Source organism: Pseudomonas sp. HN2 (assembly GCF_020736465.1).
In the GTDB taxonomy this organism is placed as follows: domain Bacteria; phylum Pseudomonadota; class Gammaproteobacteria; order Pseudomonadales; family Pseudomonadaceae; genus Aquipseudomonas; species Aquipseudomonas moraviensis_A.
This window is the reverse complement of sequence record NZ_CP085885.1, coordinates 1,092,934-1,118,453: the sequence shown is the minus strand read 5'-3', so window position 1 is coordinate 1,118,453 and position 25,520 is coordinate 1,092,934. Positions and strand designations below refer to the sequence as shown.

Annotated in this window: 21 protein-coding genes; 14 read left to right on the top strand and 7 right to left on the bottom strand. The window is 59.7% G+C overall.

Translation table 11 applies throughout. The features are described from left to right. Positions 1–65: 65 nt before the first annotated feature. A complete protein-coding gene (locus LIS66_RS04785; protein ID WP_016771583.1) occupies positions 66–1,097 on the bottom strand; it encodes an amino acid ABC transporter substrate-binding protein in 1,032 nt (343 codons plus the stop codon). A 468-nt stretch (positions 1,098–1,565) separates the two neighbouring features. Between LIS66_RS04785 and LIS66_RS04780 the strand changes: the two genes are divergently transcribed. The 5 genes from LIS66_RS04780 to LIS66_RS04760 all read left to right on the top strand — a co-directional run bounded on the left by LIS66_RS04780 (position 1,566) and on the right by LIS66_RS04760 (position 6,838). Next, on the top strand, positions 1,566–2,222 hold the full coding sequence (locus LIS66_RS04780) for an alpha/beta hydrolase (RefSeq protein WP_042607717.1): 657 nt from the start codon (positions 1,566–1,568) through the stop codon (positions 2,220–2,222). A gap of 96 nt (positions 2,223–2,318) precedes the next feature. Beyond that, positions 2,319–3,797, top strand: coding sequence for an ATP-dependent RNA helicase RhlB (gene rhlB / locus LIS66_RS04775; RefSeq protein ID WP_123418162.1), 1,479 nt, complete (start codon positions 2,319–2,321; stop codon positions 3,795–3,797). Positions 3,798–3,914: 117 nt separating this feature from the next. Next, positions 3,915–4,868: an ornithine cyclodeaminase family protein gene (locus LIS66_RS04770; protein WP_227973733.1), complete on the top strand. Its 954-nt coding sequence runs from the start codon at positions 3,915–3,917 to the stop codon at positions 4,866–4,868. A gap of 131 nt (positions 4,869–4,999) precedes the next feature. Further along, positions 5,000–6,127: an NAD(P)/FAD-dependent oxidoreductase gene (locus tag LIS66_RS04765; protein WP_227973732.1), complete on the top strand. Its 1,128-nt coding sequence runs from the start codon at positions 5,000–5,002 to the stop codon at positions 6,125–6,127. Positions 6,128–6,211: 84 nt separating this feature from the next. After that, positions 6,212–6,838, top strand: a complete 627-nt coding sequence (locus LIS66_RS04760) for a helix-turn-helix transcriptional regulator (RefSeq protein ID WP_042607713.1) — start codon at positions 6,212–6,214, stop codon at positions 6,836–6,838. Between the two features lie 83 nt (positions 6,839–6,921). On the opposite strand, the gene LIS66_RS04755 is transcribed toward LIS66_RS04760, so the two are convergent. From LIS66_RS04755 to LIS66_RS04730, 6 genes are all read right to left on the bottom strand, one after another. After that, positions 6,922–7,698 carry an ABC transporter substrate-binding protein gene (locus LIS66_RS04755; protein ID WP_042607712.1) on the bottom strand — a complete coding sequence of 259 codons (777 nt, stop codon included), beginning with the start codon at positions 7,696–7,698 and terminating at the stop codon, positions 6,922–6,924. 259 nt (positions 7,699–7,957) lie between these two features. Beyond that, the gene (moaE, locus tag LIS66_RS04750; RefSeq protein WP_123418165.1) at positions 7,958–8,410 is read right to left on the bottom strand and encodes a molybdopterin synthase catalytic subunit MoaE; all 453 of its coding nucleotides are present in this window, start codon (positions 8,408–8,410) and stop codon (positions 7,958–7,960) included. 2 nt (positions 8,411–8,412) lie between these two features. After that, positions 8,413–8,655, bottom strand: a complete 243-nt coding sequence (locus LIS66_RS04745; protein WP_042607710.1) for a MoaD/ThiS family protein — start codon at positions 8,653–8,655, stop codon at positions 8,413–8,415. Continuing rightward, a complete protein-coding gene (moaC, locus tag LIS66_RS04740; protein ID WP_227973731.1) occupies positions 8,652–9,125 on the bottom strand; it encodes a cyclic pyranopterin monophosphate synthase MoaC in 474 nt (157 codons plus the stop codon). Before moaC ends, LIS66_RS04745 begins: the two co-directional genes overlap by 4 nt. 236 nt (positions 9,126–9,361) lie before the next feature. Next, positions 9,362–10,756, bottom strand: coding sequence for a PhoH family protein (locus LIS66_RS04735; protein WP_042607708.1), 1,395 nt, complete (start codon positions 10,754–10,756; stop codon positions 9,362–9,364). Positions 10,757–11,094: 338 nt separating this feature from the next. Continuing rightward, positions 11,095–12,219, bottom strand: coding sequence for a polysaccharide deacetylase family protein (locus LIS66_RS04730; protein ID WP_227973730.1), 1,125 nt, complete (start codon positions 12,217–12,219; stop codon positions 11,095–11,097). A 257-nt stretch (positions 12,220–12,476) separates the two neighbouring features. Here LIS66_RS04730 and yaaA point away from each other — a divergent pair, with 257 nt between their 5' ends. The 9 genes from yaaA (at position 12,477) to LIS66_RS04685 (ending at position 25,350) form a co-directional block, all read left to right on the top strand. Beyond that, the gene (yaaA, locus tag LIS66_RS04725; RefSeq protein WP_227973729.1) at positions 12,477–13,256 is read left to right on the top strand and encodes a peroxide stress protein YaaA; all 780 of its coding nucleotides are present in this window, start codon (positions 12,477–12,479) and stop codon (positions 13,254–13,256) included. Between the two features lie 809 nt (positions 13,257–14,065). Further along, entirely contained in the window at positions 14,066–15,382 is a 1,317-nt protein-coding gene (locus LIS66_RS04720; protein ID WP_042607705.1) for a nucleotide sugar dehydrogenase, read from the top strand. Positions 15,383–15,461: 79 nt separating this feature from the next. Next, positions 15,462–16,943, top strand: coding sequence for a mannuronan synthase (alg8, locus tag LIS66_RS04715; protein ID WP_161806094.1), 1,482 nt, complete (start codon positions 15,462–15,464; stop codon positions 16,941–16,943). Between the two features lie 35 nt (positions 16,944–16,978). Beyond that, positions 16,979–18,148 (top strand): alginate biosynthesis protein Alg44, encoded by a 1,170-nt coding sequence (locus LIS66_RS04710; RefSeq protein WP_042607703.1) that lies wholly within the window; start codon positions 16,979–16,981, stop codon positions 18,146–18,148. A 9-nt stretch (positions 18,149–18,157) separates the two neighbouring features. Next, positions 18,158–19,663, top strand: a complete 1,506-nt coding sequence (gene algK, locus LIS66_RS04705; RefSeq protein ID WP_173867379.1) for an alginate biosynthesis TPR repeat lipoprotein AlgK — start codon at positions 18,158–18,160, stop codon at positions 19,661–19,663. Continuing rightward, complete coding sequence (locus LIS66_RS04700) at positions 19,660–21,141, top strand: alginate export family protein (protein ID WP_042607701.1); 1,482 nt, start codon at positions 19,660–19,662, stop codon at positions 21,139–21,141. The genes algK and LIS66_RS04700 overlap by 4 nt, the downstream gene beginning before the upstream one ends. A gap of 26 nt (positions 21,142–21,167) precedes the next feature. Further along, complete coding sequence (gene algG, locus LIS66_RS04695) at positions 21,168–22,739, top strand: mannuronan 5-epimerase AlgG (protein ID WP_064364545.1); 1,572 nt, start codon at positions 21,168–21,170, stop codon at positions 22,737–22,739. 11 nt (positions 22,740–22,750) lie between these two features. Continuing rightward, entirely contained in the window at positions 22,751–24,217 is a 1,467-nt protein-coding gene (locus tag LIS66_RS04690; protein ID WP_227973728.1) for an alginate O-acetyltransferase, read from the top strand. Between the two features lie 8 nt (positions 24,218–24,225). Beyond that, positions 24,226–25,350: a mannuronate-specific alginate lyase gene (locus tag LIS66_RS04685; protein WP_064364419.1), complete on the top strand. Its 1,125-nt coding sequence runs from the start codon at positions 24,226–24,228 to the stop codon at positions 25,348–25,350. The last annotated feature ends 170 nt before the right edge of the window (positions 25,351–25,520 follow it).

Below are 25,520 nucleotides of genomic sequence, written 5' to 3'. Positions count from 1 at the left end.
AAGTGCCCCGAAAGAAATGGAACAAGAACATCACCCGGCGGTTGGCCCGCCGGGTGATAGAACCATTAGCGCACTGGTGGTGCGTACTGAATGCCGCCGTTGTTCCACAGGGCGTTCAGGCCACGGTCGATTTCCAGCGGAGTGCTCTTGCCGAGGTTTTTCTCGAAGATTTCACCGTAGTTGCCGACCTGCTTGACGATCTGCACAACCCAGTCTTTCGGCAGTTTCAGATCTTTGCCGTATTCGCCGTCAGCGCCGAGCATACGGGCCACGTCCGGGTTCTTGGTCGACTTGGCTTCAGCTTCGACGTTCTTCGAAGTGATGCCGGCTTCTTCGGCATTGAGCAGCGCGTAGCCGACCCAACGCACGATCGCCAGCCACTCGTCGTCGCCATTACGTACGACCGGGCCCAGTGGCTCCTTGGATATGGTTTCCGGCAGAACCACGTAGTCCTTCGGCGAGGCCAGCTTGCTGCGCTGGGCGAACAGCTGGGACTTGTCGGAGGTCAGCACGTCGCAACGACCGGATTCCAGCGACTTGGCGCTTTCATCGGAGGTGTCGAAGGTGATCGGAGTGTATTTCAGACCGTTGCCACGGAAGTAGTCGGAAACGTTCAGCTCGGTGGTGGTACCGGCCTGGATGCAGATGGTCGCGCCGTCGAGCTCTTTGGCACTTTTCACGCCCAGCTTGTTGTTTACCAGGAAGCCGATGCCGTCGTAGTAGGTGATGAAGCCCGGGAATTTCAGACCCATGCCCGCGTCACGGGAGCTGGTCATGGTGGTGTTGCGCGACAGGATGTCGATCTCGCCGGACTGCAGCGCGGTGAAGCGCTCCTTGGCGTTCAACTGGCTGAACTTGACCTTGTTGGCGTCGCCGAAAACGGCAGCGGCCACAGCGCGGCAAACGTCGGCGTCGATGCCGAGGATCTTGCCGGTCGCATCCGGTACCGAGAAGCCCGGCAGACCGTCGCTCACGCCACACTGCACGAAACCTTTTTTCTGTACCGCATCCAGGGTTGCACCCGCCTGAGCGAACCCGCTGACACCGAGTACTGCTGCAGCAGTCACGACCGCCAGAGTGGATTTCAACATCTTCATTCAAACCTCCAGTTTTGCTCTTGTTGTGTCGGAGCTTGAGTCCTGTCGCACCCTTTTGAGGCGTTGTTGACCCGTGTTGGCTTTTTTTGGGGTCAACCGACGTAAGACCTTCGCTATGAGTCTAGTAGGAGAAGATCCACATCATGGATCACTCACTTCTCACCAATCGGCCGAACGGGCTGTAGCCCTTTCACGTTCGCTAAGCCCGTAGCGGCCATTGGCGAACATCCATCACCGGATTCGTTGCTATCCCATCGCGCGACTGACACTGATAGTGTTACCGCCGCGCAACGGATGCTTCGTACGCAAAGCTTCATAGCAAAGGCCGTACCACACCGCTTGCCGAAGTCATTGCGCGACACGTCAATAGCTAAACTTGTAACCTTGCGACATCTTGTTAACGGATCAACCGGGCGCGCACTTCAATCACGCACTCAATGAGAGCGCCCGCACATTTTTGGAGCAGACATGACCGAGCCCTTGATTCTTCAGCCTGTTAAGCCCGCGGATGCCTGCGTGATCTGGCTGCACGGCCTCGGCGCCGACCGTTACGACTTCCTGCCGGTCGCCGAGGCGCTGCAGGAAAGCCTGCTGAGCACACGTTTTGTGCTGCCCCAGGCACCCACTCTTCCAGTGACGATAAATGGCGGATATGCCATGCCCAGCTGGTACGACATCAAGGCCATGAGCCCGGCCCGGGCGATTGACCGTGACCAGTTGGAAGCGTCGGCGGATCGCATCATCGAACTGATCGAAAGCGAACGCGCCAGCGGAATAGACGCCTCGCGGATCTTTCTGGCCGGATTCTCCCAGGGCGGCGCCGTGGTATTGCACACCGCATTCCTGAAATGGCAGGGGCCGTTGGGTGGGGTGCTGGCGTTGTCGACATATGCGCCGACCTTCACTGACGAGATGGAGCTTTGCGCCAGTCAGCAGCGCATTCCTGCGCTGTGTCTGCACGGTCAGTTCGATGGGGTGGTGCAGAACTCGATGGGGCGCAGTGCCTATGAGCATTTGGTGAAGCATGGTGTCACCGTGACATGGCAGGAATACCCAATGGAGCACGAAGTGTTACCTGAAGAGATTCGCGACATCGGCGTCTGGTTGAGTGAGCGCCTGCGCTGATTGGCGACCAATCCCTGCCCTTTGATCCCTCCTACTACGCCGCGCCCGTTTCTTGCATTACACTGGCCGGCGTACATTCCTTAACCAATTGATGAGATGACCGTGCTCAAAGCACTCAAGAAGATGTTCGGTAAAAGCGAGGCTGAGCAGCTCGCGCCAGTTTCCAGCGCGCCGTCGCACGCCCCCGGTCATCGCACCGATGCCCCACAGGCCGACCGCCCCGCTCCCGCAGCCACACCGAAGCCAGAAGAAAAACCCGCTACGGCCGCGCCAATTGCCGCCGAGCCTGCGCGCAGCGAAGCGCCGAAACCGGCCAGACCGCGTCGCGAACCGAAGCCCAAGGCGGCGGTAATTCCCTGGAAACTCGAAGACTTCGTCGTCGAGCCGCAGGAAGGCAAAACCCGCTTTCACGATTTCAAGCTCGCCCCGGAACTGATGCACGCCATCCAGGACCTGGGCTTTCCTTACTGCACGCCGATCCAGGCGCAGGTGCTGGGCTTCACCCTCGCCGGCAAAGATGCCATCGGCCGTGCGCAGACCGGCACCGGCAAGACCGCCGCGTTCCTGATCTCGATCATCACCCAACTGCTGCAGACGCCGCCGCCCAAAGAGCGCTACATGGGTGAACCGCGCGCGTTGATCATCGCGCCGACCCGCGAACTGGTGGTGCAGATCGCCAAGGACGCCGCAGACCTGACCAAGTACACCGGCCTCAACGTGATGACGTTCGTCGGCGGCATGGACTTCGACAAACAGCTCAAGCACCTCGAAGCGCGCCATTGCGACATTCTCGTCGCGACCCCGGGCCGCTTGCTCGACTTCAACCAGCGCGGCGACGTGCACCTGGACATGGTCGAAGTGATGGTGCTGGACGAAGCCGACCGCATGCTCGACATGGGTTTCATCCCGCAGGTTCGGCAGATCATTCGTCAGACCCCGCCGAAGTCCGAGCGCCAGACCTTGCTGTTCTCCGCGACCTTTACCGAAGACGTGATGAACCTTGCCAAGCAATGGACCACGGATCCGGCGATCGTCGAAATCGAAATCACCAACGTCGCCAACGAGAACGTCGAGCAGCACATCTACGCCGTGGCCGCCGCCGACAAATACAAACTGCTCTACAACCTGGTCAACGACAACGGTTGGGAGCGGGTCATCGTGTTTGCCAACCGCAAGGACGAAGTGCGCCGCATCGAGGAGCGCCTTGTGCGTGACGGCATCAACGCCGCGCAATTGTCCGGTGACGTGCCGCAGCACAAGCGCATCAAGACCCTGGAAGGTTTCCGCGAAGGCAAGATTCGCGTGCTGGTGGCCACCGATGTCGCCGGTCGCGGCATTCACATCGACGGTATCAGCCACGTGATCAACTTCACCCTGCCGGAAGTGCCGGACGATTACGTGCACCGCATCGGCCGTACCGGTCGCGCCGGCGCTGACGGTGTGTCGATCAGCTTCGCCGGTGAGGACGACTCCTATCAGTTGCCGTCCATCGAAGAAAAGCTCGGTCGCAAGATCAGCTGCGAAACACCGCCGACGCATCTGCTCCGCGCGGTTGAGCGCAAGCGCCCACAATAAGCCTCGCGATACGAAAAAGCGCAGCCGGAAACGGACTGTGCTTTTTTTACGCCCGACGGTTGCCCGCCAGAACTAAAAGTCCATAATGGAAAAATAAGTTTAGATCTGGAGAGCGAGATGTCCGGTACCCCGTACGTGATCGATCAAGCCCTAGCCCGTGATCTGCTGACGCGAATCGACGTGCCGCAGATCCTGCGCAAACTGTTCCGTGATCTGGCGGCCGGTCACGCCGTGCAGCCAGCTCAGCAGTTAGTGGAATTCCCACAGGGCGCCGGCGACTTCATCAATTATCTGGGCGTGCTGGCCGAGGACGGCGTGTACGGCGTGAAGACTTCGCCGTATATCGTTCGTGAGCAGGGTGCGCTGGTGACGGCGTGGACATTGTTGATGTCGATGAAAACCGGCCAACCGCTGCTGCTCTGCGATGCCGGCGAACTGACCACCGCGCGCACCGCCGCGACCACGGCAGTGGCGGTTGACGCCCTCGCACCGGCGAATGCCCAACGCCTGGCGATCATCGGCAGCGGGAAAGTCGCTCAGGCGCATCTGCATTACGTCAAAACCTTGCGCGAATGGCAAAGCATCAGCGTGTACTCGCCATCGCTGCTGGAAGATCCTGAAACACAGGCCGTGTTGAGGACCATCGCGCCGTCACTGAAGATTGCCGACAGCCGCGAGGCCGCTATCGCCGAAGCTGACGTGATCATGCTCTGCACCTCATCTGCCGGGCCGGTGATCGAGCCTGCCGAATTGAGCAAACCGGCGCTGATCACCTCGATCAGCACCAACGCCCCCCGCGCACATGAAGTGCCGCCGGGCAGCCTCAACGACATGCAGGTGTTCTGCGACTATCGTCAGACCACGCCAGGGTCGGCGGGTGAGATGTTGATTGCCGCTGAGCAGCATGGGTGGCACAAGGAATCGATTGTGGGCGATCTGGCGGATTTGCTCAGCGACAAAGTCCCGCGCCCTGATTACCAGCGGCATGTGTTTTTCCGTTCGATCGGTCTGGGCCTGGAAGACATTGCCTTGGCCAATGCGGTTTATCACCTCACCACAAATCTCTTGTAGGAGTGAGCCTGCTCGCGATAGCGGTCTGACATTCGATATTGATGTCGGCTGATCGACCGCTATCGCGAGCAGGCTCACTCCTACAGGGGGCGACGTCATTTCTGGATATCGCGTACACACCGGAGAGTTTCATGAACCACGCAGATTTCATCATCATCGGCGGCGGGATTGCCGGCGCTTCCACCGGGTTCTGGCTGGCGCCGCACGGCAAAGTGTTCGTGCTCGAACGTGAAACCCATCCCGGCTATCACTCCACCGGTCGTTCCGCCGCGCTGTACACCGCCGCCTACGGCACCGCCCAGGTACGCGCACTCACTCAGGCCAGCCGCGCGTTCTTCGACAATCCTCCCAGCGGCTTCTGCGAGCATCCGCTGCTCACCCCACGCGGCGAAATGACCGTCGACTTCATCGGCGACCCTGCCGAACTCAACAACCAATACCTCAGCGCCAAAGCCACCGTGCCGCAGATGCAGCTGCTCAGCGCCGACGAAGCCTGCGCACGCCTGCCGATCCTGCGCCGGGACAAAGTCCACGGTGCGATCTACGATCCTTCGGCGTGCGACATCGACACCGACGCGCTGCATCAGGGCTACCTGCGCGGCATCCGGCGCAACCACGGCGAAGTCCACACCGATTGCGAAGTGCTTGGCCTGGATCGCGATGCCGATGGCCTGTGGATCGTGCAAACCAACGGCGAGACGTTCAGCGCACCGGTGCTGATCAACGCCGCCGGTGCCTGGGCCGACAGGATCGGCGCCCTGGCCGGTGCGCAGCCGCTGGGACTGCTACCGAAACGTCGTGCTGCGTTTATCTTTGCCGGTCCTGAAGGCGTGGATATTCATCACTGGCCGATGCTGGTCAGCCTCGACGAATCCTTCTACATGAAGCCCGACGCCGGCATGTTCCTCGGCTCACCGGCCAACGCCGACCCGGTTGAACCGCACGACGTGCAGCCGGAAGAACTCGACATCGCCATGGGTATTTATCAGATCGAAGAAGCCACCACACTGACCATCCGCCGCCCGACCCGCACCTGGGCCGGTCTGCGCAGTTTCGTTGCCGACGGTGATCTGCTCAGCGGTTTCGATTCAAAAGTGCCGGGGCTGTTCTGGGTTGCGGCACAGGGCGGTTACGGCATTCAGACGTCGCCGGCGATGGGTCAGGCCAGTGCGGCGCTGGTGCGCGGCGAGCCGTTCCCCGAGCAGCTGCAGCAATTCGGTCTGGACAGCGCCATGCTCTCCCCCGCCCGACTGGCGTGATCGCATCGACTCGCCCAAGAGATTGCGGCACACTCGCAGCGCCCCGGCACATGGGGCGCTGACGCTGCCTGGAGCTCCACTGTCATGACCGCCCCCGAATTCGACCCGGCGCTGGATAACTTCCGCGCCATCGCCGATGCCATCGCCACGCTGTTCTTTCCCCATGCCGAGGTGGTGCTGCACGACCTGCGCACGCAGAAGGTCGACTACATCGCCAATAACCTGTCCAAGCGTGAGATCGGCGACGACTCCTCGCTGGAAGACATGCTCAGCGAGGAGGTCAGCGAAAGAAACATCGGCCCGTACGAAAAGCTCAACTGGGACGGTCAGAAGATTCGCAGCCTGAGCACTGTGCTGCGCGACAGTGAAGATCGACCGCTCGCAGTGCTGTGCATCAATCTGAATATTTCCCTGTTCGAGAACGCCAAAGCGGCGCTCGACCTGTTTCTGTCGCCGAGCAAACTGATTCCGCAACCGGATTCACTGTTCCGTGACGACTGGCAGGAACGCATCAACACCTTCCTCCACGCGTGGCTGCGCGAGCGGCAGTTGAGCCTGAATCTGCTGACCCGTGATCACAAACGCGAACTGGTGCTGGCGCTGCACGCCGAGGGCGCGTTCAAGGGCAAAAGCGCCTCGAACTACGTGGCCAATGTGCTGAACATGGGCCGGGCTACGGTGTACAAGCATTTGAAGGAATTGAAGGGCTGAAAAGCAAAAGATCGCAGCCTTCGGCAGCTCCTACAGGAGAACGCATTCCCATGTAGGAGCTGCCGAAGGCTGCGATCTTTTTATCAGTCGCCGTAGATGTCGGTCTGGAAATACTTCTGGGAAATCTTCTGATACTCGCCACTCGCGCGAATCCCGTCGATGGCGCTGTTCAACTGGCTGACCAGCTCGGCATTGCCCTTGCGCACCGCAATCCCCGCGCCTTCACCGACATACTTGGGATCCTTCAACTCCGGACCGACAAACGCATAACCCTTGCCGCGGGGCATCGACAGGAAGTCATTGAGCGGAATGGTGTCGGCGAAAATCGCATCGAGGCGCCCCGCCGCCAGGTCCATGTAGATTTCTTCGTTATTGCTGTAGCGCTTGACGTTGATGCCCTTGGGTTCGAACACTTCGGTGGCGTAACGATCGGTGGTGGTCGCGCGCTGCACGCCGACATTCTTGCCTTTGAGGCTGGCGTACTGATCATCGACGCTGGCGCCTTCCTTCATCACCAGGCGCGAGGATGTGAAGTAGTACTTATGACTGAAATCCACTGACTTCTTGCGATCTTCGTTGATGGTCATCGACGACAGCGCCATGTCGATCTTCTTCACTTTCAGCGAAGGAATCAGCCCGTCGAACTCACCTTCGACCCACACACACTTGACCTTCATCTGCGCACACAAGGCATTGCCGATGTCGTAGTCGAAACCGACGATTTCACCCTTGTCGGTTTTCGACGCGAACGGCGGATAGGCCGCTTCGATGCCGATGCGCAGGGTTTTCTCGGCGGCGAAGACGCTGGCGGAGGCCAACAGGCTGAGGGCCAGTCCGGTGATGAGGGGGAGTTTCTTCATGTTCGTTCTCTCGCGAAGTTGTTGTTGGTTTGGCAAGAAAGCAGCTACAAGCGGCAAGCTATTAGCTGCAAGACAGAAGCTTTTTTGTACTTGTAAATCCATACTGGACTCTCAGGTACAAATCGTCAATCGGGTAGAGAGGGAGGATTTCGGTGTTGCAGATGACGCCTTCGCGAGCAGGCTCGCTCCCACAGGGGAACGCATTTCAACTGTGGGAGCGAGCCTGCTCGCGATAGCGAATTTGAGGGCAATACAGAACTTACTTCTTCCAGCGATCCGCAGCCGCATGATCACTGTCCCGCCCCTCAACCCAACGGGGCCCATCGCTGGTGTTTTCTTTCTTCCAGAACGGCGCGCGGGTTTTCAGGTAGTCCATGACGAACGCGCAGGCATCGAACGCGGCCTGGCGATGGGCGCTGGCGGCGCCGACGAAGACGATCGGCTCGCCCGGCTCCAGAGCGCCGATGCGGTGCAGCACTTCCAGTTTCAGCAGCGGCCAGCGCTGCTGCGCTTCGACAGCGATCTTGCCGAGGGCTTTTTCGGTCATGCCCGGGTAGTGCTCGAGAAACATCCCCGCGACGTCGAGCCCGTCGTTGAAGTCGCGCACGTAACCGACAAAGCTCACCACCGCACCGACGCCCACATTGGCCGCGTGCATCGCATTGACTTCAGCGCCCGGATCGAACGGCATGGCCTGCACGCGAATCGCCATGTTCAGCCCCCGGTCACAGTTGGAAAAAACGCCACTTCGTCGCCATCGGTCACTGGCTCGTCAAGCTGACAAAGATCCTCGTTGCGTGCGCACATCAGGTTCTGCTCGCTCAACACCTCAGCGCCATCACGTTGCGCCAACAATGCGCGAACGTCATCGACGCTGGCGAAATCGCCTTCAACCACGACTGAATCCACGCCCAGCGCCTCGCGGTAACGGGCAAAAAACTTCACGGTCAGTTTCATGCCGGCTCCGCTTGGAAATGGCCGCTCTTGCCGCCGACTTTTTCCAGCAGACGCACGCTTTCGATGGTCATGCCACGATCGACGGCTTTGCACATGTCATAGATGGTCAGGGCGGCGACACTGGCGGCGGTCAGCGCCTCCATTTCGACGCCGGTCTGTCCGGACAACTTGCAGCGGGCGACGATGCGCACGCTGTCTTTGCCTTCGGCGCTGAGTTCGACTTTGACGCCCGTCAGCATCAGCGGGTGGCACAGCGGAATCAGATCGCTGGTTTTCTTCGCTGCCTGAATCCCGGCAATGCGTGCCACGGCGAACACATCACCTTTGGGATGGCCGCCGCTGACGATCATCTGCAGGGTTTCAGGGAGCATGCGCACCAGCGCTTGAGCCGTCGCTTCACGGAACGTCACGGCTTTTTCAGTGACGTCGACCATGTTGGCGCGACCTTGGGAATCGAGATGAGTCAGCACGGGATTACTCCTGATCAGGAGCGTGGATTGTAAACCTGTGGGTCAGATATCCGCATCACTGATTATGAAATCACCGCTATCACCTGTAGGAGTGAGCCTGCTCGCGATAGCGGTCTGGTATTCAACATTGATGTCGACTGATCGACCGCTATCGCGAGCAGGCTCACTCCTACATTTTGATTTGCATAGGCCATAAAAACGGGCGGCCGACTGGCCGCCCGGTTTTCGGTGAAGGATTACAAATGCGATTCGGCGTATTCGGCCAGGATCGAGCGAGGCACCCCTTGCAGGGTGATGTGCACACCGTTGGGGAAATCCTTGAAGCGTTCGGTCAGGTAGGTCAGCCCGGAGCTGGTCGCGGACAGGTAAGGGGTATCGATCTGTGCGAGGTTACCCAGGCACACCACTTTGGAACCGGCGCCGGCACGGGTGATGATGGTCTTCATCTGGTGCGGCGTGAGGTTCTGGCATTCGTCGATCAGGATCAGGCTCTGCTGGAAGCTGCGACCGCGAATGTAGTTGAGCGATTTGAACTGCAACGGCACTTTGCTGAGGATGTAGTCGACGCTGCCATGGGTGTTCTCGTCATCCATGTGCAAGGCTTCGAGGTTGTCGGTGATGGCGCCCAGCCAAGGCTCCATTTTTTCCGCTTCGGTGCCGGGCAGGAAACCGATTTCCTGATCCAGGCCCTGCACGCTGCGGGTGGCGATGATGCGGCGGTAGCGCTTGCTGACCATGGTCTGCTCGATCGCAGCGGCCAGCGCCAGGATGGTTTTACCCGAACCGGCGGCGCCGGACAGGTTGACCAGATGAATGTCCGGATCAAGCAACGCGTACAGCGCCAGACTCTGATAGATGTCGCGCGGCTTCAGCCCCCACGCCTCCTGATGCAGCAGCGGTTCCTGATGCAGGTCGAGGATCAGCAGTTTGTCTTCCTGGATTTCCTTGATCCAGCCGACAAAGCCCTGCTCGTCGATAATGAATTCGTTGATATGCACTGCTGGCAGGTTGTCGATCAACTGCACCTGGTGCCAGGTGCGGCCATGGTCCTGGCGGGTTTCGACCTTGCTCACGCGGTCCCAGAAGGAGCCGGTCATGTTGTGGTAGCCATTGGGCAGCAGGGACACGTCATCGACCAATTGGTCGGTGCTGTAGTCCTCGGCGTCGATGCCGCAGGCGCGCGCCTTGAGGCGCATGTTGATGTCTTTGGTGACCAGCACCACCGGTTTCTGCGGATCGCGAGTGTGCAGATCGATCAGTTGGTTGATGATTTTGTTGTCGTTCAGGTGCTCGGGCAGAATCAGATTCGACTCGGCCTGCTTGCTCATCAGAATTGACAGCAAGCCCTTCGGCCCGCCCTTGCCACGCTGGATCGGCACACCGAGCTCAACGTCTTCGGGAGACGCGTCGCCCAGGGTCTTGTCGATCAGGCGGATCGCCTGGCGGCATTCGGCGGCCACGCTGTGATGGCCGCTCTTGAGCTTGTCCAGCTCTTCCAGCACGGTCATCGGGATGGCGACGTGGTGTTCTTCGAAATTCAGCAGGGCATTTGGATCGTGAATCAATACGTTGGTATCGAGTACATACAGGATTGGCTGGTTGGAGGAAGGGCTGCGTCCGTGATCATCCATACTCGGTCACCTATGTGGGAGCCATTCGACGCAATACCGTGACAGTGCTGCGCCTCGAGGTGACTGCCGAATTCATCCACGAGGGCCTGGATGAACTGCACACAATAGGAGTCTGGGAAGACGCCACCTGTGTTGCAGGTTTCGGCGGTCTGTCTTCGTAATACTCCAAAACCGATGACATAAAAAAGTACTTTGACGGTTTTTTTAAGTTTATTTTGCAGAGTGACGAAAAGGCCTTGGCGGACTCCCCAGACACCGCTAAAGTCGGAAGTCCCCCTGCATCGAATTCCCGTCAAAAATCACCCCAAGCCCAATGTTTCCGGGCTTTGTTTAGTTTCTCAACGAAACGCGTCCTGGCAGTCTTCCCAACCGATACCGCTCTGCGCAGTCTGGGTAATCAGCCACGGCAACGAAGTCTTCACAGCGTCCTGTTTCATGTTGAAATTGATCACCCCGTGACGCCACAACAGCATCAGGGTCAACACCCGCTGCGCGCTGGCCGGGCCCTTGAGCTTGCCGGCACCGTCCTGGGCATCGATGTCCCACAGCGCCACTTGCAGGCCCTGGGTATTGAAGAAACCTTGCGCGTCGCTGCGGCGCTGGCCATCCGGCGGACGGAACAGCGGCACGAAGTTTTCCGGCAGTTTGTTCTTCACCAGATCGGCGCTGCGCCGTACCGAATCCTGCCAGTCCTGCCAATGGCTGTGGAAGCGGAATTCCCAGCCCTGCACGCCAACGCACTGCCGGGAGAAGCTCGCTTGCAGGCTGCTGACCGAACGGCCGGCGAGCCGCGCCTGGATATCCTTGCCCAAGACGAAAAATGTTCCGCTCAGATTCGATTTGCGCAGATATTCGGTCAGCCAGTCGGTGTTGTCCGGTTGCAGGTTGGCGGCGCTGTCGAAAGTCAGCAGAAACAGCCGGTCGTGCATGTCTTCGCCGTTACGCTCGTAGTCACCGAAACGATCGAATTCATTGCTGGTTTGCGGCGACAGCGCGGCCTTGCGCATCAGCTCGTCCAGATACTGCAAATGGAAGATCCGGCTCGGCTCGGCCCATTTGGTGTAATAACTGTCGTCGCTGACCACGAACTTGGCGGCCTGCTCGCGCAGAGTCGGCAGGTCTTCGACGAGGAAGCAGAACGAGGCGTCCTGATCGCAGCTTTGCTGGGCGTGATTGTAATTGGTCAGCAAGCGCTGCCAGAGACGCTGGCGCAACTGATTGATCGCATCGATATTGACCGTGCGCAGGCCCAGGCGCTGGGCGAGTGCCGCCTCGTCGATGGATTCGGTGCCGAGCAGGCCGCGAGCGAACATGAGGATTTCCGCCCGAGACGCGACGTCGAACAAGGTCGGATTGCTCAACTGCTCCGGCCAGGTCGTGCGGTCCAGCGTCGCCGCATCGCCGGGCGCCGCCAAGGCCGCGTAGCTCAGCAGCCACGCGGTGAATAAAAGAACAATGCGCAAAGGGATGCCTCCATAACAAAACCCGCGCGGCACTATATCGCGGGTGGATCAAAACAAAGATCAAAAGATCGCAGCCTTCGGCAGCTCCTACCTGTCCCCATTGAATTCATTGCGGTTTCATCTCGAGCGCAATCTGTAGGAGCTGCCGAAGGCTGCGATCTTGTTCCATGACACCACCGATCACCTATCACGCTCATAGCTGGAGTCAACAAGGACAACCCCCTAGAATCGCCCCCACGATTAAAGGAGACGACTTCATGCTGATGGTGATTTCCCCCGCCAAGACCCTCGACTACGAAACACCGCCGGCGACCCAGCGCTTCACCCAGCCGCAATACCTCGACCATTCCCAGGAGTTGATCCAGCAGCTGCGCGAGCTGAGCCCGGCGCAGATCAGCGAATTGATGCACGTGTCCGACAAGATCGGTGGCCTCAACGCCGCGCGATTCGGCAGCTGGACGCCAGCCTTTACCCCAGAGAACGCCAAGCAGGCCCTGCTCGCATTCAAGGGTGACGTCTATACCGGCCTCGACGCTCAGTCCTTCAGCGAGGCGCAATTCGATTACGCGCAAAAGCACTTGCGCATGCTCTCCGGCCTTTATGGCCTGCTGCGCCCGCTCGACCTGATGCAACCGTATCGTCTGGAGATGGGCACCAAACTGGCCAACGCCCGTGGCAAGGATCTGTATGCGTTCTGGGGCACGCGCATCAGCGAATGGCTGAATGAGGCGCTGGCCGAGCAAGGCGATGACGTGCTGCTCAACCTTGCATCAAACGAGTACTTTTCCGCGGTCAAGCGCAACGCTCTGAAGGCGCGGATCATCAACACCGAGTTCAAGGACCAGAAGAACGGCCAGTACAAAATCATCAGTTTCTACGCGAAGAAAGCGCGCGGCCTGATGAGCCGTTTTGTGATTCAGGAACGCATCAACGACCCGGCTCAGCTCAAGCAGTTCGATGTGCAGGGTTATCGCTACAGCGCCGAGCAATCGAAACCCGACAATCTGGTGTTTTTACGCGACCACGCCCCGGAATAAAGCATGCCCTTTGCACGACTCTTTTCTCTGGGAGTCGTGCAGTCCGCCCGAAGTCAAAATCCCCCCGCAGCATATCGCCAATTTCATGGCGCCAATAAAACCACGACCTGTTTTCTAATTTTAGTTTCACTCGACACTCAAGTTTTTTTTCAGTAGTGGCACCTAAATTTTTTACCCGTAGTGGCACAAAACTATCGACGCCGTTTTCACCCCGATCAATAAAGGCCCAAGTCGCTAGTGCTATCAATTTGCTCTCAGTGCCATCTTGGTCAATATTTCAAAAAATTTCGGGTGGCACGATGAGCGGGCTGGAACTATGTCCAAATGCGTTGCTCATACCACCGGTAACGATTCTCGCCGAGTTTGTACGAGATAACTTACGCAGAGCTGATAGCCATGTAACCAAGTTGTCACACCAACTTGCCTGAGTGACTAACGAGTCTCAAAACAATCGAAGGACAGGAGATACGCACCATTAATATCCCCTACTAAGGCCAAGGCCGCGCCCCTATAAACGTGCTCGCCTGAGCACCTAACTGCTTGATTTACGGGCCCCCTACCCGACGTCGAGCAGGCTACATAACTGCACAAGAGTCTTCCCGCACGGAAGATCGGCTGCATAACAGGGCAAGTCATAACAACAAGGCCTAGTTGCGCACTTCTTGAGTGCATTTATTAGACACTCGGAACTTTGTATGCCTGCACACGGCATTGTGGCGCCTGTAAGCCGCACTTTCGAGTGCACTAGTGACCGCTGAACACCATTAACTCCGGCCATCTAAGGCCAGATATATACAGAGGTAATTGCGATGCGCATCAGCATATTTGGTTTGGGTTACGTTGGCGCAGTATGTGCCGGTTGCCTGTCTGCACGGGGCCATGACGTAGTTGGCGTCGACGTTGCCAAAGACAAGATCGACATGATTAACGCCGGCAAATCGCCAATCGTTGAACCGGGCCTGGGCGAACTTCTGCAACAGGGCGTCCAGACCGCTCGTCTGCGCGGTACGACCAACTTCGCCGAGGCGATTCGTGATACTGACCTGTCGATGATCTGCGTCGGCACGCCAAGCAAAAAGAACGGCGACCTGGAACTGAACTACATCGAGGCCGTGTGCCGCGAGATCGGTTTTGTCCTGCGTGAAAAAACCACCCGTCACACCATCGTCGTACGCAGCACCGTGCTGCCAGGCACCGTGGCCAACGTGGTAATCCCGATTCTCGAAGACTGCTCGGGCAAGAAAGCTGGCGTCGATTTCGGCGTAGCGGTCAACCCGGAATTCCTGCGTGAATCCACCGCCATCGCCGACTACGATCACCCACCGATGACCGTCATCGGCGAGTTCGACACCGCCTCGGGCGACGTTCTGCAATCGCTGTACGAAGAACTCGACGCACCGATCATCCGCAAGGACATCGCCGTTGCCGAGATGATCAAGTACACCTGCAACGTCTGGCACGCCACCAAAGTGACCTTCGCCAACGAGATCGGCAACATCGCCAAAGCGGTCGGCGTCGATGGCCGTGAAGTGATGGACGTGGTCTGCCAGGACAAGACACTCAACCTGTCCCAGTACTACATGCGCCCGGGCTTCGCTTTCGGCGGTTCGTGCCTGCCCAAGGACGTACGTGCGCTGACCTACCGCGCCGGCTCCCTGGACGTCGAAGCACCGCTGCTCAACTCGCTGATGCGCAGCAACGAATCGCAAGTGCAGAACGCTTTCGACATCGTTGAAAGCCATGACAAACGCAAAGTCGCCCTGCTCGGTCTGAGCTTCAAGGCAGGCACCGACGACCTGCGCGAAAGCCCGCTGGTCGAACTGGCGGAAATGCTGATCGGCAAGGGCTACGACCTGAGCATCTACGACAGCAACGTCGAGTACGCCCGCGTCCACGGTGCGAACAAGGACTACATCGAATCGAAGATTCCGCACGTGTCGTCCCTGCTCAACTCGGACTTCGATTCGGTGATCAACAACTCCGACGTGATCATCCTCGGTAACCGCGACGAGAAATTCCGTTCGCTGGCCCACGAAGCGCCGCAAGGCAAGCAAGTCATCGACCTGGTGGGCTTCATGTCCAAAGCCACCAGCGCCGGTAGCCGCACCGAAGGCATTTGCTGGTAAGGCAAGCCTCAAGCTTCAAGCCGCAAGCAAAAGCAACACGCTTGCGGCTTGAAGCCTCCATCACCTTCGGATGACGGTTATGACCAAGCTCAAACATTTTTTTCTGCAATCAGCCGGCTGGCTTTTTTATCTCAGTCTGCTGATGGGCCTGGCCTTGATGCTGCCCACGTCCACATTCGACTCCGAGTCGAAGGACTTCATTTTCCTGATTGGCGCCGTGGGTATCTGGCGCTACTCGATGGGTGCAACGCACTTTGTGCGCGGCATGATTTTTCTCTACATCGTTTACCCGCACCTGCGTCGCAAAGTACGCAAGCTGGGTAAAGCGGCCGACCCGTCGCATGTGTTTCTGATGGTCACCAGCTTCCGTATTGACGCGCTGACAACCGCGCAGGTCTACAGCTCGGTGATCCGCGAAGCCATCGACTGCGAACTGCCGACCACCATTGTCTGCTCGATCGTGGAAATGTCCGACGAGTTGCTGGTCAAGGCGCTGTGGGCGCGGATGAATCCGCCGGAGCGAGTCAAGCTCGACTTCGTACGCATTCCCGGTACCGGCAAGCGCGATGGTCTGGCGTTCGGATTCCGCGCGATCTCCCGTCACCTGCCGGACGACCGTGCCGTGGTGGCCGTGATCGACGGCGACACCGTGCTCGGCGAAGGCGTCGTGCGCAAGACCGTGCCGTGGTTCCAGCTGTTCGGCAATGTCGGCGGCCTGACCACCAACGAGTTCTGCGAAGTGCGCGGCGGCTACATCATGAGCGAATGGCACAAGCTGCGTTTCGCCCAGCGCCACATCAACATGTGCTCGATGGCCCTGTCCAAGCGCGTGCTGACCATGACCGGTCGGATGTCGGTGTTCAAAGCCTCCGTGGTGACCAATCCGGAATTCATCGCCGACGTTGAAAGCGACTCGCTGCAACACTGGCGTCTGGGGCGTTTCAAGTTCCTGACCGGTGACGACAAGTCGAGCTGGTTCAGCCTGATGCGCCTGGGTTACGACACCTTCTACGTGCCGGACGCCGCGATCAACACCGTTGAGCACCCGCCGGAAAAGAGCTTCATCAAGGCCAGCCGCAAGCTGATGTTCCGCTGGTACGGCAACAACCTGCGCCAGAACTCGCGCGCACTGGGCCTGGGTATCCGTCGCCTCGGCGTGTTCACCTCGGTGGTGCTGTTCGACCAGCGCGTGTCGATGTGGACCTCGCTGCTCGGTCTGACCGTGGCACTGATCGCCAGCTTCAAATACGGCACCGCGTTCATCCTCGTGTACCTGCTGTGGATCGGCATCACCCGCCTGATCCTGACGCTGTTGCTGTCGTGTTCCGGCCACCGCATCGGCCCTGCTTACCCGGCGATTCTGTATTACAACCAGATCGTTGGCGCCCTGGTGAAGATCTACGTGTTCTTCCGCCTCGACCAACAATCCTGGACTCGCCAGCCCACATCCCTGACCCGTGATCTCGCCAGCTTTCAACGTTGGTTCAACACCTGGTCGTCTCGGACCATGACCTTCTCCGCCGGCAGCATTTTTGTCGCCGTGCTGCTGATGATGGTCTGACCCGCTCCTATTGAATTAACAAGGAAATCGCCCCTATGAATACCGCCGTCAACGTCAACGTAGTGCATGAATCCGAAGCCCAGCGCCAGCACGCTCGCGTGAAAATCCCGGCCAAGCTGCGTTTCTTCGGCCCTGACCGGACTCCGCTCGAAGCGCGGGTCCTCGATCTGTCCGCTGGCGGTCTGGCGTTCAACGCCGGGCAGATGCCGCTGACCATCGGCGAGGTGTACAAGGCGCGTCTGCAATTCGTCATCGACAACCTCGGCCTGGCCATGGACGTTGAACTGCAGGTGCGCTCCTTTGATCGCGCCACCGGCCGTGCCGGCTGCCAGTTCCAGAACCTCGAACCGCAGGACATTTCCACCCTGCGCCACTTGATCACTTCGCACCTGGCCGGCGACATCGTCAGCATCGGCGAAGTGCTGGCGACCCTGCAGCGCGACAACTTCACCAAGGCGCGCAAGAACAAGACCGACGATACCGGCATGACCCCGTTCGGCCGTCTGAAAGCCGTGACCTTCAGCGCCGGTATTTTCGCTGTCGGCCTGGTCGCTGCCGGTTTCATCTTCAAGTCGGTGTACGGCATGTACTTCGTCAGCCATGCGCAGGCCGGTCTGGTCAGCGTGCCGGGGATGAACATCACCATGCCGCGCGACGGCACCGTGCAAAGTCTGGTCAAGTCCGACGGCGTCGCTGCCAAAGGCGCACCGCTGGCGACCTTCAGCACCAGCATGCTCGACGTGCTCAAGGGCCATCTGGCCGAAGATCAACTGGCCCCGGCCAAGGTTGAAGAATTGTTCGGCAAGCAAATGACCGGCACCCTGACTTCGCCGTGCGACTGCACCGTGGCCCAGCAACTGGTGGCTGACGGTCAGTACGCGAGCAAGGGCGACGTGATCTTCCAGTTGGTGCCGCGCAACACCCAGGCCAACGTTGAAGCACGCTTCTCCTATCGCCAGTTCGGCGACGTGCGTCCGGGTACGCCAGTCAGCTTCCAGATCGCCGGCGAAGACAAGACCCGCACCGGCAAGATCGTCAGCAGCACCAGCCTGAAGAGCGCCGACCTGTCCTCCGACATCCGCGTGCAGATCCAGCCAGACGAGCCGCTCGACAGCAGCCTCGCCGGCCGCCCGGTGGAAGTGAACAGCGACCGTGGCCCGAACCTGAACTGGCTGATCGACAAAGCCATGGCTGCCGGTCTTTAAGTCGAGGACATGCCTGTGACTACGCATAACTTGAACACACCGCCGACCCTGTGGGAGCGAGCCTGCTCGCGATGGGATCGCCGCGGTTTGTCTGATGTACCGAGTCGCTTGCATCGCGAGCAGGCTCACTCCTACAAGGGAACGGTGTGTGCCCTGGCATTGGCAGTGAGTCTGGCCGGTTGCGCCGGGCTGCCCGATCAGCGTTTGGCCAACGAAGCGCTCAAGCGTGGCGACACCGCCACCGCCGCGCAGAATTACCAGCAACTGGCCGATCTGGGTTACAGCGAGGCGCAAGTCGGTCTGGCCGATATCCAGGTCGACAGCCGTGACCCGGCGCAGATGAAACAGGCCGAAGCGACCTATCGCGCAGCGGCGAGCGTTTCGCCGCGTGCCCAGGCACGTCTGGGTCGTCTGCTGGTGGCCAAGCCGGGCTCCACCGAAGCCGAGCACCACGAAGCCGAAACCCTGCTGAAAAAAGCCGCCGCCAATGGCGAAGGCAATACGTTGATCCCGCTGGCGATGCTGTACCTGCAATACCCGCACAGCTTCCCGAACATCAACGCCCAGCAGCAGATCGATCAGTGGCGCAAGTCGGGCTACCCGGAAGCCGGTCTGGCGCAGGTGCTGCTGTATCGCACCCAGGGCACTTACGACCAGCACCTGGATGACGTGGAAAAGATCTGCAAGGCCGCAATCAATACCACCGACATCTGCTATGTCGAACTGGCTACCGTCTACCAGAAACGTGGCCAGGCGGAGCAACAGGCCGAACTGATCAAGCAGATGCAGGCTGGTTACAGCCGTGGCACCGTCACCGCGCAGCGAGTCGATTCCGTGGCCCGCGTGCTGGCCGATTCGACCCTGGGCAAGACCGACGAAAAAACTGCCCAGGCGCTGCTCGAGCCGATCGCTCCGGGCTACCCGGCGTCGTGGGTCACCCTCGCCCAATTGCTTTACGACTTCCCCGAACTGGGCGACGTCGACCAGATGATGAAGTACCTGGACAATGGCCGCGCCGCCGATCAGCCGCGCGCCGAACTGTTGCTGGGCAAGGTCTACTACGAAGGCAAAATGGTTCCGGCCGACGCCAAAGTCGCCGAGGAACACTTCCAGAAAGCCGTTGGCCGCGAAGTGGCCGCCGACTACTACCTCGGCCAGATCTATCGCCGTGGCTACCTCGGCAAGGTCTATCCGCAGAAGGCCCTCGACCACCTGCTGACCGCTGCGCGCAACGGTCAGAACAGTGCCGACTTCGCCATCGCCCAGCTGTTTTCCCAAGGCAAGGGCACCAAGCCCGATCCGCTGAACGCCTACGTATTCAGCCAACTGGCCAAGGCGCAGAACACCCCGCAAGCCGATGAACTGGCAGCGACCCTCGAGGCGCAATTGCCGCCCGAGCGCCTGCCCGAAGCCCGCCGCCTGTTGCAACAGGAACAGGCCAGCCGTGGCGCCCTGAACTCGAACACGCTGCAACTGCACGCCCTGCAAGAAGAAGACGGCGAGGAAAAACTATGAAGCTGAACCCATTCGTGAAGGCCGGTATTGGCCTCACCTTCGCGCTGATCTGGTCTTGCCCGACACTGGCTGCGATGACTGAAAGCAAGAACTTCGGTCTGGAAGTGAAACTCACCGGTCAGTCCGAAGACGACCGTGACCTCGGCACTGCCGGTGGCGGCGACGTCAACGGCGTCGGCCTGGACCTGCGTCCGTGGATCTACGGCGAAAGCGGCGCGTGGAGCGCCTACGCGATGGGCCAGGCGGTGACCTCCACCGACATCATCGAGACCGACACCCTGCAGCAGTCCGACGGTGAACAGACCACCGACAGCGGCGATCGCGAAACCAAGAAAAACTACCTGGCGATGCGCGAGTTCTGGGTCGGCTACAGCGGCTTCACGCCGTACCCTGGCGAGATCCTCAAGTTCGGTCGCCAGCGTCTGCGCAATGACGACGGCCAATGGCGCGACACCAACATCGAAGCGCTGAACTGGACCTTCGACACCACTCTGCTGCGCGCCAATGCCGGTGTGGCCGAGCGTTTCAGCGAATACCGCACCGACCTCAAAGAGCTGGCACCGAAAGACAAGGATCGCCTGCACGCCTACGCCGACGCCGCTTACCAGTGGACACCGGGCCAGTGGGTCGGCATTCGCGGTCACCACACTCACGACGACGGCAAACTCGATTACGCCGAGCCGGGCGTCCCGCGTGACTCGCTGGACAAGACCGAGAACGGCGACATCAGCTGGATCGGCCTGACTGCCGACAGCGACGCCTACAACTGGCGCAACACCAACACCGTCAACTACTGGGGCAGCATCACCGGCATGAGCGGCGACCGCGATACGGTCAACGCGCTGAACGCCGATGGCACGCGCCCGACACAAGCCAAGCGCAGCGATGACATCAGCGGCTGGGCCGCCGATGTCGGCGTGCGCCTGCGCCTCGATCCGCAATGGCAAGTCGGCGGTGCCTACGCCCGCGCCAGTGCCGATTACGAACAGAACGGTCTGGAGAGCAACCGCTCCAACTACACCGGTACCCGCTCGCGCGTGCACCGTTTCGGCGAAGCGTTCCGTGGCGAAATGAACAACATGCAGACCGCCACCCTGTTCGGTTCGTGGATGGTCAACGACGAGTACGACGCCAGCCTGATCTACCACAAGTTCTGGCGTGTCGACGGCAACAAGCCGGTCGGCAGCAACGGCATCAACGCGGTGGAAAACAACACCGACGACGTCACCGGCGCGATCCTCTCCAGCACCTCGCTGCCGCTTGAAGATGGCAACAAGGACCTGGGTCAGGAAATGGACCTGGTCGTCACCAAGTACTTCAAGCAAGGCCTGTTGCCGGCGGCGTTGAGCCAGTCGATCGACGAGCCTTCGGCACTGGTGCGTTTCCGTGGCGGTGTGTTCAAACCGGGCGATGCCTACGGCAGCCAGGTTGATTCCTACATGCACCGCGCATTCATTGACGTGATCTGGCGCTTCTGATGCAAACCGCCAAGGGAGTGCCCGACATGATCAGCACCAGAACAGGCTCACTCAGCCTGCTGGCCGGCGCGATGCTGCTGGCCAGCGCCGGCGCCTTCGCCAATGTTGAACCGGCGAAACCTGCGACCGTGGCCAAGGAATTGCAACAGGCCAAGACCTACACCGTCAGCAGCGCGCCGACCGAGGCGCTGCAACTGGCCAAGCCGAAACTGCCCGACCTGTCCGGCTTCACCGCCGAGGCCGCTGCGGCGAAAATCGTGCGCAGCAAACCGGGCAAGATCAGCGTGCGCCGGATGATGCAGGAAAACGCCCTGAAGGATTTCATCGGCGGCGATAACAAGATGGCCGAATGGGTTGTGCGTCAGCACGGCATCCCGCAGGCGATCTTCATCGACGACGGCTACATGAACCTCAAGGATCTGGCGAAAAAACTGCCCAAGCAGTATTTCAGCGAGACCTCGCCGGGCGTGTACCTGGCCAAATTGCCGATCGTGGTCGGCGAGAAAGGCATCCTCGAAATCGACGGTCAGACCCAGGAATTGCGCCTGTCGCAAGAGGCCGGTTCGTTCCTGATCAACGACGGTCAGTTGTTCGTGCGTGACACCAAAGTCACCGGCTGGCGCGAAAAGGACAACGGCCCGGCAACCTTCCGTTCGCCGAAGGAATTCCGTCCGTTCCTGCTCGCCTGGGGCGGCACCGAGACCTACATCGTCAACAGCAAGATGGCCAGTTTCGGTTACGCCAACAGTAAGTCGTACGGAGTGAGTATTTCCCAGTACACGCCGAACATGGCCAAGGTCCTCAAGCGCCCGGAACCGACCGGCTGGATCGTCGGCTCCGAGTTCTCGGACATGTGGTACGGCTTCTACTGCTACGAAACCCGCGACTTCGTGGTCAAGGGCAACACCTACAAAGACAACATCGTCTACGGCATCGACCCGCATGACCGCTCGCACCGTCTGATCATTGCCGAGAACACTGTTCACGGCACGAAGAAGAAGCACGGGATCATCATTTCCCGTGAGGTCAACGACAGCTTCATCTTCAACAACAAGAGTTACGACAACAAGTTGTCGGGCCTGGTGATCGACCGTAACAGCGTCAACAACATCATTGCCTACAACGAGATCTACAAGAACCACACCGACGGCATCACGCTCTATGAGTCCGCCGACAACCTGCTGTGGGGCAACAAGGTCATCAGCAATACCCGTCACGGCATCCGTATTCGTAACAGCGTGAACATCCGCCTCTACGAAAACGTCGCCATGACCAACGGCCTGACCGGTATCTACGGCCACATCAAGGACCTGACCGACACCGACCGTGACATCAAGCTCGACCCGTTCGACGCGCAGGTGTCGCTGATCGTGGTTGGCGGCGAACTGGCGGCCAATGGCAGCGGCCCGCTGTCGATCGACTCGCCGCTGAGCGTCGAGCTGTATCGCGTGTCGATGCTGGCGCCGACCAAGTCCAGCGGCATCAGCTTCAACGGCATCCTCGGCGAGCGCCAGGATGAAATTCTCGACCTGCTGGTGCGCCAGCAGAAAGCCGTGCTGATCGACCCTGTCGAACGCCAGACCGAATTGCAGGACTGAGGATAATTTTTATGCACCCACACATGATCAAACTGCTCAGCCTCTCGGCCCTGACTCTCGGCATTCTTGCTGCCGGCAACGCACGCGCCGACGCTGAAGGCGCAAGCGTCACGCCACCGAAGTTCAACGCCGAGCCGTGCTGCAACTTGTGCCCGGCGGCCCATGACGCAAAAAACTACACCACGCGTTATCAGCAGAACTTCACCACCCTGGTACAGGCGCAGGGCGACTGGCTGTTCCGTACCCAGGAAGATCTGCGCACCGAGTTCAACACCACGCCGGCCGGCTACAAGCGCCTGCAACAGTTGCACGATGCGTTCAAGAGCAAAGGCGTCGAACTGGTGATCGTTTACCAGCCGACCCGAGGCCTGGTGAACCGCAACAAGCTCAACCCGCAGGAGAAAGCCGCGTTCGACTACGAGAAAGCCTTGGGCAACTACAAGACCATGCTCGGTCGTTTCGCCAAGATGGGTTACGTGGTGCCGGACCTGTCGCCGCTGACCAACGAATCGTTGCCGGACACCCTGCCCGCCCACGATTTCTACTTCCGTGGCGACCAGCACTGGACGCCATACGGCGCTCAGCGCACGGCAAAAATCGTGGCGGAAAAGGTCAAGCAGATCCCGGCTTTCGCCGACATTCCCAAGCGTGAATTCGAGACCAAGAAGTCCGGGCGCATGGGCAAGACCGGCACCCTGCACAACATGGCCGGGCAACTGTGTGGCACCAGCTACGCGATCCAGTACATGGACCAGTTCACCACCGAGCCGAAAGGCGAGGCAGGCGACGGCGATCTGTTCGGCGATTCCGGCAATCCGCAGATCACTCTGGTCGGTACGTCGCACAGCGGCAAGAACTACAACTTCGCCGGTTTCCTTGAAGAAGCCATCGGCGCCGACATTCTCAACGTGGCCTTCCCCGGCGGCGGTCTGGAAGGTTCGATGTTGCAGTACCTGGGCAGCGAAGAATTCCAGAAGACCCCGCCGAAGATTCTCATCTGGGAATTCTCGCCGCTGTACCGCCTCGACCAGGAAACCATCTATCGCCAGATGATGGCGCTGCTCGACAACGGTTGCGAAGGCAAAGACGCACAGATGTCCGCCAGCACCACGCTGAAACCGGGCAGCAAGCAAGAACTGCTGGTCAACAGCAAGAACCTGAACCTGCAGAACGCCAGTCATCAGGTCGACATCCGCTTCGCCGACACCTCGGTGAAAACCCTGCAAGCCACCCTCTGGTACATGAACGGTCGCCACGAGGACATCAAGATCGAGAAACCGGAAACCTCCGACACCGACGGTCGTTTCGCCTTTGAGCTGCGCACGGACGAAGACTGGGCCTCGCAAAACCTGCTGGCGGTCGAAGTCCAGGGTCCTGAAGCCGGACCTGGCGCCGCGCCACAAAAAGTCGAAGCGAAAATCTGCAAACGCAACGTATTCCCGGGCGCTGGTCAACAGACCGCGCAGCTCGGGCAATGAGGTCTGCTATGCGAAATCCGAAACTGAAAAATCTGTTGGCACCGACGCTCCTGAGCCTGGCGATGTTCGCCGGGGCGACCCAGGCCGCTGCGCCATTGCGTCCACCGCAGGGCTACTTCGCTCCGGTGGATAAATTCAAGACCGGCGACAACAGCGATGGCTGCGATGCCATGCCGGCGCCGTACACCGGACCGCTGCAATTTCGCAGCAAATACGAAGGTTCGGACAAGGCCCGCGCAACGCTGAACGTGCAGTCGGAAAAAGCCTTTCGCGACACCACCAAAGACATCACCACGCTGGAGCGCGGCACCGCCAAACGCGTCATGCAGTTCATGCGCGACGGTCGCCCGGAGCAGCTCGAATGCACGCTCAACTGGCTGACCGCGTGGGCCAAGGCCGATGCGTTGATGTCGAAAGACTTCAACCACACCGGCAAGTCGATGCGCAAATGGGCGCTGGGCAGCATGGCCTCGTCGTACATTCGCCTGAAGTTTTCCGACTCGCATCCGTTGGCCCAGCATCAGCAGGAAGCGCAGCTGATCGAAGCCTGGTTCAGCAAAATGGCCGATCAGGTGGTCAGCGACTGGGACAACCTGCCGTTGGAAAAAACCAACAACCACTCGTACTGGGCCGCCTGGTCGGTGATGGCCACCGCCGTCGCCACCAACCGCCGCGACCTGTTTGATTGGGCGGTGAAGGAATACAAGGTCGGCGTCAATCAAGTCGACGCCGACGGCTTCCTGCCCAACGAACTCAAGCGCCAGCAACGCGCCCTCGCCTATCACAACTACGCCCTGCCGCCGCTGGCGATGATCGCCAGTTTCGCTCAGGTCAACGGTGTCGATCTGCGTCAGGAAAACAACGGCGCGCTGAAGCGTCTCGGTGATCGTGTGCTGGCCGGTGTGAAGGACCCTGACGAGTTCGAAGAAAAGAACGGCAAAAAGCAGGACATGACTGACCTGAAAGAGGACATGAAATTCGCCTGGCTCGAACCGTTCTGCACGCTCTACACCTGCGCGCCGGATGTGATCGAGAAGAAGCACGGCATGCAGCCGTTCAAGACCTTCCGCCTTGGCGGCGACCTGACCAAGGTCTACGACCCGTCCCATGAAAAGGGCAACAAGGGTTCTTGAAAGGCGAAGAGCAAAAGCCCCTCACCCTAACCCTCTCCCGGAGGGAGAGGGAACTTGACGAGGTGCTTTTCTGAAATTCGCCGACCTGAAATACCGAGTCGATCTCCATTTTTGAAAACCATGGAGATCAGGCTCCCTCTCCCTCCGGGAGAGGGCGGGGGGTGAGGGGC

What these genes read in the sequence shown, in the direction of transcription:
- alg8 (WP_161806094.1), top strand. Translation starts at nt 15,462, where the DNA reads ATGACCAAGCTCAAACATTTTTTTCTGCAATCAGCCGGCTGGCTTTTT.
- LIS66_RS04785 (WP_016771583.1), bottom strand. Translation starts at nt 1,097, where the DNA reads ATGAAGATGTTGAAATCCACTCTGGCGGTCGTGACTGCTGCAGCAGTA.
- moaE (WP_123418165.1), bottom strand. Translation starts at nt 8,410, where the DNA reads ATGGCGATTCGCGTGCAGGCCATGCCGTTCGATCCGGGCGCTGAAGTC.
- LIS66_RS04685 (WP_064364419.1), top strand. Translation starts at nt 24,226, where the DNA reads ATGCGAAATCCGAAACTGAAAAATCTGTTGGCACCGACGCTCCTGAGC.
- LIS66_RS04690 (WP_227973728.1), top strand. Translation starts at nt 22,751, where the DNA reads ATGCACCCACACATGATCAAACTGCTCAGCCTCTCGGCCCTGACTCTC.
- LIS66_RS04755 (WP_042607712.1), bottom strand. Translation starts at nt 7,698, where the DNA reads ATGAAGAAACTCCCCCTCATCACCGGACTGGCCCTCAGCCTGTTGGCC.
- rhlB (WP_123418162.1), top strand. Translation starts at nt 2,319, where the DNA reads ATGACCGTGCTCAAAGCACTCAAGAAGATGTTCGGTAAAAGCGAGGCT.
- LIS66_RS04760 (WP_042607713.1), top strand. Translation starts at nt 6,212, where the DNA reads ATGACCGCCCCCGAATTCGACCCGGCGCTGGATAACTTCCGCGCCATC.
- LIS66_RS04720 (WP_042607705.1), top strand. Translation starts at nt 14,066, where the DNA reads ATGCGCATCAGCATATTTGGTTTGGGTTACGTTGGCGCAGTATGTGCC.
- yaaA (WP_227973729.1), top strand. Translation starts at nt 12,477, where the DNA reads ATGCTGATGGTGATTTCCCCCGCCAAGACCCTCGACTACGAAACACCG.
- LIS66_RS04780 (WP_042607717.1), top strand. Translation starts at nt 1,566, where the DNA reads ATGACCGAGCCCTTGATTCTTCAGCCTGTTAAGCCCGCGGATGCCTGC.
- LIS66_RS04700 (WP_042607701.1), top strand. Translation starts at nt 19,660, where the DNA reads ATGAAGCTGAACCCATTCGTGAAGGCCGGTATTGGCCTCACCTTCGCG.
- LIS66_RS04710 (WP_042607703.1), top strand. Translation starts at nt 16,979, where the DNA reads ATGAATACCGCCGTCAACGTCAACGTAGTGCATGAATCCGAAGCCCAG.
- LIS66_RS04735 (WP_042607708.1), bottom strand. Translation starts at nt 10,756, where the DNA reads ATGGATGATCACGGACGCAGCCCTTCCTCCAACCAGCCAATCCTGTAT.
- LIS66_RS04770 (WP_227973733.1), top strand. Translation starts at nt 3,915, where the DNA reads ATGTCCGGTACCCCGTACGTGATCGATCAAGCCCTAGCCCGTGATCTG.
- algK (WP_173867379.1), top strand. Translation starts at nt 18,158, where the DNA reads ATGCCTGTGACTACGCATAACTTGAACACACCGCCGACCCTGTGGGAG.
- algG (WP_064364545.1), top strand. Translation starts at nt 21,168, where the DNA reads ATGATCAGCACCAGAACAGGCTCACTCAGCCTGCTGGCCGGCGCGATG.
- LIS66_RS04765 (WP_227973732.1), top strand. Translation starts at nt 5,000, where the DNA reads ATGAACCACGCAGATTTCATCATCATCGGCGGCGGGATTGCCGGCGCT.
- LIS66_RS04745 (WP_042607710.1), bottom strand. Translation starts at nt 8,655, where the DNA reads ATGAAACTGACCGTGAAGTTTTTTGCCCGTTACCGCGAGGCGCTGGGC.